This window comes from Burkholderia sp. GbtcB21 (assembly GCF_019091065.1).
Lineage (GTDB): Bacteria > Pseudomonadota > Gammaproteobacteria > Burkholderiales > Burkholderiaceae > Burkholderia > Burkholderia pyrrocinia_C.
The window spans coordinates 192,228-205,642 of the sequence record NZ_JAGXKA010000007.1 but is presented as its reverse complement, the minus strand read 5'-3'; the positions used below and the strand labels follow the sequence as shown (position 1 = coordinate 205,642).

General features: G+C 66.5%; 10 protein-coding genes and 2 pseudogenes. 6 read left to right on the top strand and 6 right to left on the bottom strand.

The window, feature by feature from the left end; all coding sequences use genetic code 11:
* Nucleotides 1–261: 261 nt before the first annotated feature.
* Entirely contained in the window at nt 262–1,314 is a 1,053-nt protein-coding gene (locus tag KVT39_RS18345; RefSeq protein WP_217589976.1) for an RNA-guided endonuclease TnpB family protein, read from the bottom strand.
* An 89-nt stretch (nt 1,315–1,403) separates the two neighbouring features.
* On the opposite strand from KVT39_RS18345, the gene KVT39_RS18340 reads away from it, so the two are divergent.
* On the top strand, nt 1,404–1,724 hold the full coding sequence (locus KVT39_RS18340) for a hypothetical protein (protein WP_072439461.1): 321 nt from the start codon (nt 1,404–1,406) through the stop codon (nt 1,722–1,724).
* Between the two features lie 112 nt (nt 1,725–1,836).
* Here KVT39_RS18340 and KVT39_RS18335 read toward each other — a convergent pair whose 3' ends face one another.
* The 4 genes from KVT39_RS18335 to KVT39_RS18320 all read right to left on the bottom strand — a co-directional run bounded on the left by KVT39_RS18335 (nt 1,837) and on the right by KVT39_RS18320 (nt 5,424).
* Nucleotides 1,837–2,181: a DUF4148 domain-containing protein gene (locus KVT39_RS18335; RefSeq protein ID WP_034180037.1), complete on the bottom strand. Its 345-nt coding sequence runs from the start codon at nt 2,179–2,181 to the stop codon at nt 1,837–1,839.
* A 198-nt stretch (nt 2,182–2,379) separates the two neighbouring features.
* On the bottom strand, nt 2,380–3,792 hold the full coding sequence (gndA, locus tag KVT39_RS18330; protein WP_034180038.1) for an NADP-dependent phosphogluconate dehydrogenase: 1,413 nt from the start codon (nt 3,790–3,792) through the stop codon (nt 2,380–2,382).
* Nucleotides 3,793–3,889: 97 nt separating this feature from the next.
* The gene (locus KVT39_RS18325; RefSeq protein ID WP_217589922.1) at nt 3,890–4,531 is read right to left on the bottom strand and encodes a DUF938 domain-containing protein; all 642 of its coding nucleotides are present in this window, start codon (nt 4,529–4,531) and stop codon (nt 3,890–3,892) included.
* Nucleotides 4,528–5,424 carry an NAD-dependent protein deacetylase gene (locus tag KVT39_RS18320; RefSeq protein ID WP_217589921.1) on the bottom strand — a complete coding sequence of 299 codons (897 nt, stop codon included), beginning with the start codon at nt 5,422–5,424 and terminating at the stop codon, nt 4,528–4,530. The genes KVT39_RS18325 and KVT39_RS18320 overlap by 4 nt, the downstream gene beginning before the upstream one ends.
* Nucleotides 5,425–6,490: 1,066 nt before the next feature.
* Between KVT39_RS18320 and KVT39_RS18315 the strand changes: the two genes are divergently transcribed.
* The 5 genes and pseudogenes from KVT39_RS18315 to KVT39_RS18295 all read left to right on the top strand — a co-directional run bounded on the left by KVT39_RS18315 (nt 6,491) and on the right by KVT39_RS18295 (nt 13,134).
* Nucleotides 6,491–7,450 (top strand): LLM class oxidoreductase, encoded by a 960-nt coding sequence (locus KVT39_RS18315; RefSeq protein ID WP_217589920.1) that lies wholly within the window; start codon nt 6,491–6,493, stop codon nt 7,448–7,450.
* A 367-nt stretch (nt 7,451–7,817) separates the two neighbouring features.
* On the top strand, nt 7,818–10,298 hold the full coding sequence (locus tag KVT39_RS18310; RefSeq protein ID WP_217589919.1) for a mechanosensitive ion channel family protein: 2,481 nt from the start codon (nt 7,818–7,820) through the stop codon (nt 10,296–10,298).
* Between the two features lie 47 nt (nt 10,299–10,345).
* Nucleotides 10,346–10,688, top strand: a pseudogene (locus KVT39_RS18305) (TolC family protein); the annotation flags it as partial.
* Nucleotides 10,689–10,909: 221 nt separating this feature from the next.
* Entirely contained in the window at nt 10,910–12,445 is a 1,536-nt protein-coding gene (locus KVT39_RS18300; protein WP_175748692.1) for a catalase, read from the top strand.
* A gap of 77 nt (nt 12,446–12,522) precedes the next feature.
* Nucleotides 12,523–13,134 (top strand): ankyrin repeat domain-containing protein, encoded by a 612-nt coding sequence (locus KVT39_RS18295; protein WP_217589918.1) that lies wholly within the window; start codon nt 12,523–12,525, stop codon nt 13,132–13,134.
* Nucleotides 13,135–13,175: 41 nt separating this feature from the next.
* Here KVT39_RS18295 and KVT39_RS18290 read toward each other — a convergent pair.
* Nucleotides 13,176–13,262: pseudogene (locus KVT39_RS18290) on the bottom strand (APH(3') family aminoglycoside O-phosphotransferase); the annotation flags it as partial.
* Between the last annotated feature and the right edge of the window lie 153 nt (nt 13,263–13,415).

Below are 13,415 nucleotides of genomic sequence, written 5' to 3'. Positions count from 1 at the left end.
AAAGATACCATTTGTCGCGGTCAGGGCCGCGACAGACGCAGGTTCCGGCAACAATCTTGCGGCTTCGCCGATGCGGGCCGGCGGCCCGCGAACCGCACCGCGCGGGCCGCCCGGCGGCCCAGCCGCAGGTCTTCCGCCCGCCTCGCAGCCGTCTGCCGTCTCGGCTCCGTCACATTCTCCCCTTCGATCGCCGCCTATACTCGGTGATGCGCAGCGTAATCCAACGACAACGAGGAGCATGACATTGACGTCCTCGCCTCCCTAAAGGGAGGTGATTCCCACACCTGGCGATGCACGTCCGCATCGGAGAATGTTCAATGCAGCGTTGATATCGCGATCATGCTCGACACCACAGTTGCTGCACCTCCACTCCCTTATTCTCAGTCCCGCGATACCTTTCGGCCGCGTCGTGCTGTCTCTCGACCCGCACGCCGAACAGGACTGGGTAGAACCGCTTTCGTCGACTTCCTCGAACGTGGCTCCGTGCGCGATCGCTTTGTAGCGGAGCTTGTTTCGGAAGGACGACCACGATGCGTCGTAGACGCTTCTTGCCATCTTGGTTCTGGCGAGTTTCGCTGCCGACACATTGCCGACCGCGATGTAGTCGAAGCGCCGCACCAGATCGAGCGCGAGCTTGTGCTGGAAATCGGCGCGGGCATTCGCCACCTTGGTGTGCAGCTTCGCGATATGCCGCTTGTGCTTGCGTGCCCGCTGCGCCTTCGCCAGCTTCTCAGCCGCACGTCGACCGAACCGGTCGTTGAGCAGCTTCTCGCCGGTCGAAAGTGTGACGAAGTCTTTCAGGCCGAGATCGATGCCGACACCGGAACGGATCGGGCGCGCCTGAACATCGGGTATCTCGATCACGATATTCAGGAACCAGTTGCCGCGCGCATCTTGCGCAAAATTGGTTCCGTCCTTGATCTTCCCTTCGGGAAGCGGCCGGCTGCTGAACACACGGAAGGTATTGCCGGCGAAGCGGAATGCATCGCCTACGGGCTTCAGGTCGCGGCCTTTCAGCGGCACCCAGCCGAGCGATTTCCTGCCGCGATAGCGCAGGTAGGGGCGTCGGTGCTGGCTGCGCGACTTCGCGTATTGCTCGCACGTTGCGTTGACCGTTCCCGAGTGAATGCCGAGTTCCTTGCTGCTGCCGGTCGTCAGCACGTTCAGGTCGAACCCCGTCGGCCACTTCTTGCTCCACTTGAGCGCGTGCTTCTGCGTGTCATTGCAGAAGTTCCACACGTAGCTCACCGCCCGGCTCTGTTTGTTCAAGAGTCCGTTGAGCGACTTCACCCGGTAGCGGTATACAAGAATCATGCCGGTCATTTTAACGTTGGAATGCCGCTGTCAAACAGCGGCGCTCCTTTCCTCCCCGCCCTGAAGGACGGGGTTTCTCGGAGCATCTGATGAACAATGCGACGTTTCTTTCCGTGCAGCTCAATGCGGACGATTTCGCCGGTTCCAGCGGCCTGGTCGAATTGCTCAACCGGCACCTGCTGTTCGCGACCGACGTCGCCGAGGCGGCCGATGCGCTCGTTCAGCTGGCGAGCGTCGCGCACCTGACGGGCGCCACGCGCCACAGCGTCGAGCTGCCGGTCCTTGCGATCGAGCGGCTGCGCGACGCGCTCGACACGCTGAGCGGCTACGACGAAACGTGGCTGCAGGTGCTGGAGCCGGCCGAAGCGCTGTTCCGGGAGATCGGGCGCGGCACGCGCCCGCTGCACTGACTGCCGGCGCCGCAGGCGCCACCAATGAAAACAGCCCGTCGTTTCGCGTTGCGAAACGACGGGCTGTTTGTACTACATGGGGTCAGGTCCGGCCGCCGGGGCGGCCGCGCCATTAACGACCCTTGTAGACCGGTGCGCCGTCAGCGATACGCTTGACTTGCCAGCCGGTCTTTGCTGCGGCCGGAGCGCCGGATTCCTGCGCGGCGGCCGGTTGCGCGCCATAGCCGGTCGTGTCGGCGGCGGCGACGTTCTGTTGCGGGTTCACACGGGCTTCAGCTGCCTGGATGCCTGCCGGGTAGTCCGTGCGGTCGCTGCCCAGCTTGTAGCCGGCCTGTTGCAGTTGAACCAGTTCGGCCTTCACCTGCGCACGGGTAACGGGCGCGTTCTGTTGGGCGAACGAGACGGCGGGAACGGCGAGGACAGCAGCTGCAGCGAACGTTGCGATCAGCGATTTCATGATTACCTCCGGGATTTTTTTTGCTCCGCCGCACACACCATGTCTGCAGCGATGGAACAGAGTTTAGTCCCGACGTCCCCTAGGGAAAACCATGAAAGAGCGAAAACACTGTTTCCCCGGAGCCAACAATGTCGGCATCCGGGATAGAAAAACCCTATTCAAAGAATAGATTTTCGCAACAATGCGCCCGCGGGCCGGTTACGACCAGTTCGCGTGGAAGCTGCCCGGCTTGTCGGTGCGCTCGAACGTGTGCGCGCCGAAGAAGTCGCGCTGTGCCTGCACGAGGTTCGCCGGCAGCCGCTCGGAACGGTAGCTGTCGAAGTACGCGACCGCCGACGCGAACGCCGGCACCGGCACGCCGGCCTTCACCGCGGCGACCACGACGTCGCGCAGCGATGCCTGGTAGTTCGCTGCGATGTCCTGGAAGTACGGATCGAGCAGCAGGTTCGCGAGCGCCGGATCCTTCGCGTAAGCCTCCGTGATCTTCTGCAGGAAGCGCGCGCGGATGATGCAGCCCGCGCGGAAGATCTTCGCGATCGTCCCGAGGTCGAGATTCCAGCCGTACTCTTCGGACGCCGTGCGCAGCTGCGCGAAGCCCTGCGCGTACGAGATCACCTTGCTCAGGTACAGCGCACGGCGCACCGCTTCGACGAACGCGGCGCGATCGCCGTCGAACGGCGCTTCAGTCGGGCCCGACAGGATCTTGCTGGCCGCGACGCGCTCGGTCTTCAGCGACGACAGCACGCGCGCGAACACCGATTCCGTGATGAGCGGCAGCGGCACGCCGAGATCCAGCGCGTTCTGGCTCGTCCACTTGCCGGTGCCCTTCTGCGCGGCGCGATCGAGGATCACGTCGACGAGGTGCTTGCCGGTCTCTTCGTCCTTCTTGCCGAAGATCTTCGACGTGATCTCGATCAGGTAGCTGTCGAGCTCGCCCTGGTTCCATTCGGTGTACACCGCGCCGAGCTCGTCGTTGGTCAGGCCTGCGACGTTCTTCAGCACCGAGTAGCTTTCGGCGATCAATTGCATGTCGCCGTATTCGATGCCGTTGTGAACCATCTTCACGTAGTGGCCCGCGCCATCCGGGCCCATGTACGCGACGCACGGCTCGCCGTCCGACGGTGCCTTCGCGGCGATCTGCTTGAGGATCGGCTCGACGAGGTCGTACGCGTCGCGCTGGCCGCCGGGCATGATCGACGGGCCGCGCAGCGCGCCCTCTTCGCCGCCCGACACGCCGGTGCCGATGAAATGCAGGCCCGATTGCGCGAGTTCCTGGTTGCGGCGGATCGTGTCGGTGAAGTGCGTATTGCCGCCGTCGATCAGCACGTCGCCCTTCTCGAGCAACGGCTTGAGCGACGCGATCGTCGCATCGGTCGCCTCGCCTGCCTTCACCATCATCAGGATCCGGCGCGGCGTTTCGAGCGATGCGACGAATTCCTCGAGCGTGTAGGTCGGCACCAGATTGCGGCCGGGGAATTCGGCGATCAGTTCGTCGGTTTTCTCGCGGCTGCGGTTGTACACCGACACCGCATAACCGCGGCTCTCGATATTGAGTGCGAGATTGCGGCCCATCACCGCGAGTCCGATCACACCGATTGCTTGTTTGCCCATTAGTCAATTCTCCGGAAAAAACAGGGCGCGACCCGACCCGGGCCGCGCGCACAGGCGAAAGGATAGTGGAAACCCGGCGGCGATGCGCGCTTGCGTGTCATTGCTCCGCGTGCGGAAGCCGCCGGAACACGACGCTCAGGTTGTTCGCCGGCATCTCGACGACCTCGATGCAGTCGAGCCCGCGATCGAGTCCGAGCGCGACGACAGTCTCGAGATCGCGCACGCCCCAAGACGGGTCGCGGCTTCGCAACTGCAGGTCGAACGCTTCGTTCGACGGCGCCGTATGCCGGCCCTCGCGACGATACGGGCCGTACAGGAACAGCACGCCGCCCGGCCGCAGCAGCCGCGACGCGCCCGCGAACAGCGCGTCGGTGCAGGCCCACGGCGAGATGTGAATCATGTTGATGCAGACGATCGCGTCGAGCGCGTCGACCGGCCACGACGCGTCGCGCACGTCGAACGCGAGCGGCCCGGCGACGTTCGCGACGCCCGCATGCGCGATCCACGCGGCGATCGAGCGCCGCGCGTGCGCGTCGGGATCGCTCGGCTGCCAGCGCAGGCCCGGCAACGCCTGCGCGAAATGGACGACGTGCTGCCCCGTGCCGCTCGCGATTTCGAGCACGCTGCCGGTCGCCGGCAGCACGCGGCGCAACACGTCGAGGATCGGCCCGCGATTGCGTTCGGCCGCCGGCGCCGAGAGCCGCGCGGACGGATCGGGCGAAGCTGTCGGGCCGCTCACGATGCGTGCTCCGGTGCGTTGCGCGCGAGGCCCAGCCGCGCAGTCAGTGCGTCGAGCGCCGGTGCGCACTGCGCCTCGACCTTCAGCGTCAGCATCGGATCGGCGCGCGTATGGCCGAGATTGAGCGCGGCGACCGGCTTGTGCTGCGCCTGCGCCCACACGCAGAAGCGGTACCCGGAATACACCATCAGCGACGACCCGACGACGAGCAATGCATCGGCCGCATCGAGCGCCTGCGCGGCCAGCGTCACGCGCTCGCGCGGCACGTTTTCGCCGAAGAACACGACCGCCGGCTTCAGCAGGCCGCCGCACACGGGGCACGCCGGGATGCGGAACGTGTCGAGCGCGGCCCATTCGAGGTGCGCGTCGCCGTCGGCGGCCGGCTCGGCCTGCGCGCCCAGCAGTTCGGGATTGTCGGCTTCGAGCACGGTCTGGATCGTCGCGCGCGCATGATGCGCGCCGCATTCGAGGCACGTCACGCCGTTGATCCCGCCGTGCAGCTCGATCACGTCGTCGCTGCCCGCGCGCTGATGCAGGCCGTCGACATTCTGCGTGACGAGGCGCTCGATCCGGCCTGCGCGGCCGAGCCGCGCCAGCGCGTCGTGCGACCGGTTCGGCTGCGCGCGGCCAACGACGGGCCAGCCGATCATGCTGCGCGCCCAGTAGCGTCGCCGCGCCGCGTCGGAGCCGAGGAATTCGTGGAGCTGGATCGGCGGCGAGCGCATCCATTGGCCATTACGGTCGCGATAGCCGGGAATGCCGGAATCGGTGCTGATGCCCGCGCCGGTCAGCACGAGCAGGCGCGGATGACGCTCGACAAACGTGTGCAGCGCGTCGAGCGCGGTCGGCTCGACACAGGCGGATAAGGGGTCGTGCAAGGCTTGATCGTTCATGTTGGCAACGCGTGAGCGGGCGCGCCGGCCAGCCGTGCGACCGCACGAGCGGCCCGCGCGCCAGCACATGATACAGAACGCCGCGCGATCCGGCCGGCGCCACGCACGGCAAACCCGCGCACAAAAAAAGACGCCCATCGCCGCTCGGCGATGGGCGCTTCAACAATTGATCCATCGGGGTAGTGGATCAACTGACAGCACAATATTGCGGCGTCCGCCGCGCTGAGAATGGCGAACGCTTCCCCTGGACTACGCGTGTTCCGCGATGCCGCACGCATCGTTGCGCCACCGGCTTTCCCGTGCGATCCGGTTCTTCGGGCCCGTCACGCCGACGCAATGCACGGCGCGCGAACGCATCCGCCGCGCGACGACTCGCGTTGCGCCGCGAAATGACGATCCGGGATCAAGGCCGGGGCCATCCGCATGCATTCGCAGTTCATCCCCGACGGCCGACCGGCACCGGTCGGCCTCGTGCGTCACACATGCACGTCGTCGTTCGGAACGAACCCGATTACTCGGATGGAACGGAAAGCCGTGCGCTCACGTCGCCGCGATCAACGGCGAAGCGAATACCCTGGCAGGTCGGCGATTCATATTTGCAACATGACATGTTGCGGTTCGGTCTCTTTTCATTCTCTTGTCCCCGTATTCGATACGTCCGACCCACTGAAGCGATCGCCGGGTCGACTGCGCCTGCGATCGCACTCACGGCACGCACAGATATGCAAGGAGCGCACCATGCTTCATGCCGCAAGGCCGCGCGGGCCGCCGAAATGCCGTCGGTGCGAATCGCGCACCGGCAAAAAGCGCGAATGTTTCGGAACTGAAACACGGAACGCGGCCCGACCGACGCCGGCCGGGCTCGCCATCGGGCCGTCCGGGCGCAGCCCCGACGGGCATCGGGGGCGTTGCATCTGCGCGCCGCCGCCTATCGCCTTACAATCGCCCGACGGCGGCTGCACGCGCCTGAACCGACGCGTGCGCCTGGCCTTGCAGCGCGCGGCTTCGCGCCGCCTGCCCGGAAACCCGCCGCGCGTCCGCCTTGCACCGCCTCCAGGGATTCGACATGACCACGCACGCCCCCGCCCGCGCCGACGTCGCACGCCGCGTCTTTTCGGCCGGACAGTTGTCGATCGGCCTCACGCTGCCGCTGCTTCGCAGCGGCAATATCGTCGCCGACTTCAACGAACAGCTCGAACTCGCGGCGCTTGCCGATACGCTCGGCTTTCGCGCACTGTGGATTCGCGACGTGCCGCTGAACAGCGCCGACTATCCCGACCCGGTCGGCCACCTCGACCCGTGGGTGCTGCTCGGCGCACTGGCGTCACGCACGCGCCGGATCGCGCTCGCCAGCGGCGCGATCGTGCTGCCGCTGCGTCATCCGCTGCATATCGCGAAAGGCGCGCTGTCGGTCGCGACGCTGTCGGGCGGACGCTTCATCCTCGGGCTCGGCTCCGGCGACCGGCCGCCTGAATACGCGGCGTTCGGCGTCGATGCGGAAACGCGGCGCGACCGCTATCGCGCACACTGGGACGTCGTTGCGACCGCGCTCGGCGTGCCGTCGCGCGTGCTGCCCGACGAAGCGCCGCCCGACGCGCCTGAATTCACGCTGCTGCCGCGCGGCGGCGACGCGGTGCCGATGCTCGCGGTCGGCTCGGGCGGACAGAGCGTCGACTGGATCGCACGGCACTCGATCGGCTGGATGACGTACCACCGCGATCCAGACACGCAGCGCGCCCGTTATTCGATGTGGCGCGCTGCGGTCGACCGGCTCGCGTCGCCGGCCTTGCGTGCGTTCGGCGTGTCGATGCGGCTCGACCTCGCCGCGCATCCCGACGCGCCGGCCACCGCGCTGCCGCTCGGTTATGCCACCGGACGCCGCGCATTGGTCGACATCCTGCGGGACATGCGCGCGGCGGGCACGCATCACGTCACGCTGAATCCGGGAGCGGACCGGCCCGTGCGCGAGGTCATCGAAGAACTCGCCGAGCATGTGCTGCCGTTTTTTCACGACGCGCAGTCGTGATTCTTCAGGAATACGAAACCATCAGATGCGACGTGCGTGTCGCGATGATCGTCGTTTGTTCACGATCGGGCGAACGCTCGCGTAACGACGCACCATTCACGTTCAAAAACCGTTCCCGGTCCACATCTGCACGCCGGGGCACCAACAAGCACGTGTTACAGGACGCTTACGATTCGATAAAAAGGACGTGTCCGCATATCGGACTGTCTACAGGCACGAACAAGCCGCAAACGCCCGCGCCGCCTCGCGCATGCCCGATTTGAATATTCGTCGATGGAACTATTCGGTTCCGATCGCGATCATGTTAACTTCCGTCCATCGTTCAGCTCCGCGGGCCGCGCGCCGATGCGCGCCCGCATGCCTACCCATGCGACATTTCCTCCTCGGCTGGCTACTTGCCGCCGTCGTCTCGGCCGCGCATGCGGCCGCTCCCGCACCGGCCGCCGCGTCGGCCGCTTCCGGCACTGCGCCCGCGCTGACGCCGCAACAGGCCCGGCAGGCACTCGACGTGCTCGAAAACCCGCGCGATCGCGCCCAGGTCGAAACGACGCTGCGTGCGATCGCGGCCGTCGGCGCATTGAGCGCGCCCGCGGTCACGGCAAGCGAAGCGGCTGCGGCCAGCGGCGCGTCGGCTGCCGCCGCGCCTGCCGCGCTCACGTCGAACGGGCTCGCGTCGATGCTCGTCCGCCAGGGCGCGCGCTGGACCACCGAAATCGGCAGCGCGCTGAAGGAATCGCTGCGCTCGCTGCTCGATGTCGGCTCGGTCGGAAGCTGGTGGCATGACAAGCTGGTGCGCGCCGACGGGCGCGCCGATCTCTCTCGCGCGATCTGGATCATCGTCGCCGTGCTCGTGCCCGCGTTCCTGTTCGAATGGTTCGCGAAGCGGCTGCTGCGGCGCGCGCTGGCCGCGCTGGCCGCACGGCGCGCCGACTCGGCGCACGGCACCGCGCCCGATGCCGTCACGTCCGACGACGACAACGCGCCGCCGCCGGAATCATCCGCTCCGCCCGACGCCGCCCACGCTCCCGACACCGCACCCACATCATCGCAAGGTCGCGGCGACGCGCAGCGCCACACCACGCTGCTGCACCGGATGCCGCGCGCGCTCGTCAGCCTCGCGCTGCGCGCGGTGCCACTGCTCGTATTCGTCGGCGTCGCGAGCCTGACGATGTCGATGGTCGGCGACGCAGGCACGCCGATCGAATCCGCGCTCGAATCGCTGATCGACATCTACGTGATCGGACGGCTCGTCACGATCGTCAGCCGGCTGTTCTTCCAGCCCGATGCGCGGCAATTGCGGCTGCTGCACATCAGCGATGCATGGGCCGACTTCGCGCAACGCTCGATCGCGCGGATCGTGATCGTGGTCGGCGTGTGCACGGCCGCGGTCGAGATCGCCGCGAACATCGGCCTCAGCGAGGCCGGTCACGTCGCGCTGCTGAAAGCGGTCGCGCTCGTCGGGCACGTGATGATCGCGGCGCTGATCCTGCAGTGCCGCCGGCCGGTCGCCGCGCGGATCCGTGCAGCCGGCGCGGACCGGCCGACCTTCGCGGTAATCGGCAACGCGCTCGCGGACGCCTGGGCGCCCGTGTCGGTATTCATCGTGATGGCGCTGTGGTTCGTGTGGGCGCTCGACGTCCACAACGGCTACCGCGTGCTGATCACGCTCGGCGGCCGTTCGATCGCCGCGATGATCGGCATGCGGATCGTGTCGATCGTCGTGTTCGGCGCGCTCGCGCGGCTGTTCCAGCGCCGCGACGAAGACCGCACGCTCGTCCATCTGCACGCGTACCGCTACTACCCGCTGCTGCGCCGGATCGTATCGGGCGCGCTCGGCATCGTGACGGTCGTGCTGTTGCTGCAGATCTGGGGCGTGCCGATCTTCCGCGCGTTCGAGACCGGCACGATCGGCCATCGGCTCGCGTCGGCGCTGGTGACGATCGCGATCGCGGCCATCGTCGCGCTCGTCGTATGGGAAGCCGCGAACATCGCGATCGAGCGCCGTCTGCAGCGCTGGACCCGCGAAGGCAATCTCGTGCGCGCGGCGCGGCTGCGCACGCTGCTGCCGATGCTGCGCTCGCTGCTGTTCGTGATGATCGCGCTGGTCGTCGTGCTGACGGGCCTCAGCGAACTCGGCGTAAACGTCGGCCCGCTGCTGGCCGGCGCCAGCATCTTCGGCGTCGCGCTCGGCTTCGGCTCGCAGAAGCTCGTGCAGGATTTCATCACCGGCATCTTCCTGCTGATGGAAAACGCGATGCAGGTCGGCGACTGGGTCACGCTCGCCGGCGTGTCGGGCACGGTCGAATACCTGTCGATCCGCACCGTGCGGCTGCGCGCGGGCGACGGGTCGCTGTACACGATTCCGTTCAGCTCGGTGACGACCGTCAACAATACGAATCGCGGGCTCGGCAACGCGGCCGTCAAGGTCAGCATCGCGTACGGCGAGGACATCGATCGCGCAATCGCGACGCTCAAGGAGATCGGCACCGCATTGCGCGACGATCCGAAGTACCAAGACGGCATCCTGTCCGACTTCAGCTACTGGGGCATCGACCAGGTCGACGGCGCGGCCGTTGCGCTCGCGGGGCAGATGCAGTGCACGGACTCGACGCGCTGGAGCGTGCAGCGTGAATTCAACCGGCGGATCGCGGAGACGTTCCGCGAACGCGGCATCCGGATCGCCAATCCGCAACGCAGCCTCGTTGCGTACGCCGATGGATCGCGGCCGGAAGGCAACGGCGAAAGCGAGGACGAAGGCGAAAGCGGCAGCAACACCCGCAACGGCAATGCCGCCGCAACGGCGGCCCGGCCGCCGTCGGCCGGCGAACCGGAGCGCAAGCCGAACTGACCGGCAGCGGCTAACGGCGCGCGGCGGTCAACGCGCGGCGGGCTTCGTCGCGCGACGCGGTGCGCTCGGCCGAAGCGTCGCGCGACGAAGCGAAAGTGAATTACCAGAAGGCGGTGCTCGGCGCGCTGCAGGATGCGAACACCGCGCTGCAGCGCTATGGGCACCGACGTCGTTGCGCTCACCATGGTGCAAACATCGGCCGTGCATTCCCGCTCGCTGACGGACGAACGCTATCGCGCGGGCGCCGCGTCGATGATCGACCTGCTCGATACGCAACGCGGAGCGCTATCCGCGCAGCAGAACGTGATTGCCGGGCAAGCCGAACCGATCGAGGATTACGTGTCGCTGCAGAAGAGCCTCGGGCTCGGACGGCAGGCGGGCGCGGGTTGACGGTGCCTGCGCGATACATGCACGACCGCGGCATCATTCGCCGCGCAATAACGCATTGCGCGCACAACACTATTCGTTTCTTCCGCAACGACCGGGCCCGCCCCGCACCGACGCCGCGGCTATCGAAAACATATCCAATATCAATTAGCCAATCGTCTGACGATCTCTTCTAATTCAGTCGGTTTCCCCACCACCGATCGGATTCAAGGAGTTCCATCGTCATGTCCTCATCCTCCCATCGCGTGCTGAGACACGCAGTCGCCGCAATCTGCGTTGCGTTCTCCGCGTCTCCCTACGCCGCCGAACTCACCCGGGACTCGGGCGCGCCCGTCGGCGACAACCAGAATTCGCAGACGGCCGGCCCTGCCGGCCCCGTGCTCCTGCAGGACTCCGCGCTCATCGAGAAACTGCAGCGCTTCGATCGCGAGCGCATTCCGGAACGTGTCGTGCATGCGCGCGGCACCGGCGCATTCGGCGAGTTCGTGCCGACCGCCGACATCTCGGACCTGACGAAAGCGAAGGTCTTCACGCCTGGCACCCGCACGCCGGTGTTCGTGCGGTTCTCCACCGTGATGGGCTCCCGCGGCTCGCCCGAACAGGCGCGCGACCCGCGCGGCTTCGCGGTGAAGTTCTATACGCAGCAGGGCAACTGGGACATGGTCGGCATCAACTGGCCCGTGTTCTTCATTCGCGACGGCATCAAGTTCCCCGACTTCGTTCACGCGAACAAGCCGAGCGCCGTGACCGGCGTGCAGGATCCGAACCTCGCATTCGACTTCTTCGCGAACACGCCCGAAGCGACGCACATGCTGACGATGCTGTACACGAATGCCGGCATGCCCGATTCGTATCGCCACATGGACGGCTTTGCCGTGCATGCGTTCAAGTTCGTCAATGCGCACGGCGACGTGCACTACGTGAAGTTCCACTGGAAAAGCCAGCAAGGCGTGCACGGCCTGCGTCCGCAGGACATCGCCGCGTCGATCGGGCGCGACTGGAACATGATGACGAACGACCTGTACGGCGCGCTGAAGCAAGGCGACTACCCGAAGTGGGATCTGTACGTGCAGGTGCTCACGCCGAAGGACCTGAACCGCTTCGACTTCGATGCGCTGGACGACACGAAGGTCTGGACCGGCGTCCCTGAACGCAAGATCGGCACGATGACGCTGAACCGCGTGCCCGACAACTACTTCCAGTCGACCGAGGAATCGGCGTTTGCGCCGTCGCGGCTCGTGCCGGGCATCGAGCCGTCCGAAGACCGGATGTTGCAGGATCGCCTGTTCGCGTACGCCGACACGCAGCTGTACCGGCTCGGCTCGAACTACATGGACCTGCCGATCAACCGGCCCGCCGTACCGGTGGTCAACAACAACCAGGACGGCAAGATGAACGCCGGCGACCGCAAGGGCGAGGTGAACTACGAACCGTCGACGCTGCACGAGCTCGCGCAGGATCCGCAGTACAAGTCCGTACGCACGACGCTCGCCGGAACGACGCAGCAGGAAGCGATCCGCAAGAAGCTGCTGTTCCGTCAGGCGGGCGAGTACTACCGCGGCCTGTCGCAGCAGGACAAGGATGACCTGATCACCGCGCTGTCCGGCGATCTCGGCAAGGTGACGAACGCGCGCAACCAGTACGCGATGCTGTCGTACTTCTACAAGGCCGACGCCGACTACGGCACGCGTCTCGCGCAAGCCGTTCACGCGAACGTTCAGCAGGTGCAGTCGCTCGCGGCGAAGCTGAACGAGAACTGATCCCGCGACTCCGGTCGCCGTCGACGTGCAGGGTTGCGCCGCGCACGTCGACCTTACCCCTTCATCAGGACATCCCCATGCGATCAGAACGCCTGACACGCACGATCCGCGCGACCGCAACGGCCCTGGCGCTGGCCGCGATCGCCGGCTGCGCGCAACTTCCAGACCAACCGGCGTATTCCAAAGCCGATCCCGCCGCGCTGCGCCGTTATGACGGCGACTGGTTCGACGCGGCCCGCGTCGGACGCGTCGACATCCTGCATGCATTGCACGACGCCGGTTATCCGATCGACGCCACCGACAGCCGCGGCTATACGGCCGTGATACTCGCGTCCTACGACGGCCAGCCCGCCGCGCTCGACTACCTGCTGTCGGCCGGCGCCAACGCGTGCGCCGGCGATCGCCACGGCAACACGGCGCTGATGGGCGCTCTCTTCAAGAACGAACCCGACATCGCGCGGCGCCTGCTCGACACGCGTTGCCCGATCGACCAGACGAACGGCGCCGGCGAAACCGCGCTGGGGTTCGCAACGCTGTTCAATCGTTTCGAGCTGATCCCGCTACTCGTCGCGCACGGCGCGAATCCGAACCATGTCGATCGGCGCGGCCAGTCGCTGCTGCGGCTCGCGCTGACGCACGACAACACGGAAGCCGCGGATGCGCTGCGGCGCGCCGGTGCCGGACAGTAGCGCGGCTACGATCGAACCTCCCGTACCCGCGAAATGGCGCGCCATTCGCTGCCGAGATCCGCTTCGATATCGCGCGCCGCCAGTGCCGGATCCAGATAGCGATCGGCCACGCCCAGGCGGCAGCAATCGCCCATTCGCCAGAGCATTGCAACGCCCGCCGACACCTTCATTTCCGCGCCTTTCGCCCGCTCCATCGAATCTCCATCTTTCCGCATCAAAGACGCCAACTATTCGACGCAAACTCCGCCCGGTCAAAGCAGGCAGTGGGCTGCCTGCGCTTC

Bases quoted from the DNA above. Each gene is read 5' to 3' on its own strand.
- KVT39_RS18345 (WP_217589976.1), bottom strand. From the start codon at position 1,314: ATGATTCTTGTATACCGCTACCGGGTGAAGTCGCTCAACGGACTCTTG.
- KVT39_RS18340 (WP_072439461.1), top strand. From the start codon at position 1,404: ATGAACAATGCGACGTTTCTTTCCGTGCAGCTCAATGCGGACGATTTC.
- KVT39_RS18335 (WP_034180037.1), bottom strand. From the start codon at position 2,181: ATGAAATCGCTGATCGCAACGTTCGCTGCAGCTGCTGTCCTCGCCGTT.
- gndA (WP_034180038.1), bottom strand. From the start codon at position 3,792: ATGGGCAAACAAGCAATCGGTGTGATCGGACTCGCGGTGATGGGCCGC.
- KVT39_RS18320 (WP_217589921.1), bottom strand. From the start codon at position 5,424: ATGAACGATCAAGCCTTGCACGACCCCTTATCCGCCTGTGTCGAGCCG.
- KVT39_RS18315 (WP_217589920.1), top strand. From the start codon at position 6,491: ATGACCACGCACGCCCCCGCCCGCGCCGACGTCGCACGCCGCGTCTTT.
- KVT39_RS18310 (WP_217589919.1), top strand. From the start codon at position 7,818: ATGCGACATTTCCTCCTCGGCTGGCTACTTGCCGCCGTCGTCTCGGCC.
- KVT39_RS18300 (WP_175748692.1), top strand. From the start codon at position 10,910: ATGTCCTCATCCTCCCATCGCGTGCTGAGACACGCAGTCGCCGCAATC.
- KVT39_RS18295 (WP_217589918.1), top strand. From the start codon at position 12,523: ATGCGATCAGAACGCCTGACACGCACGATCCGCGCGACCGCAACGGCC.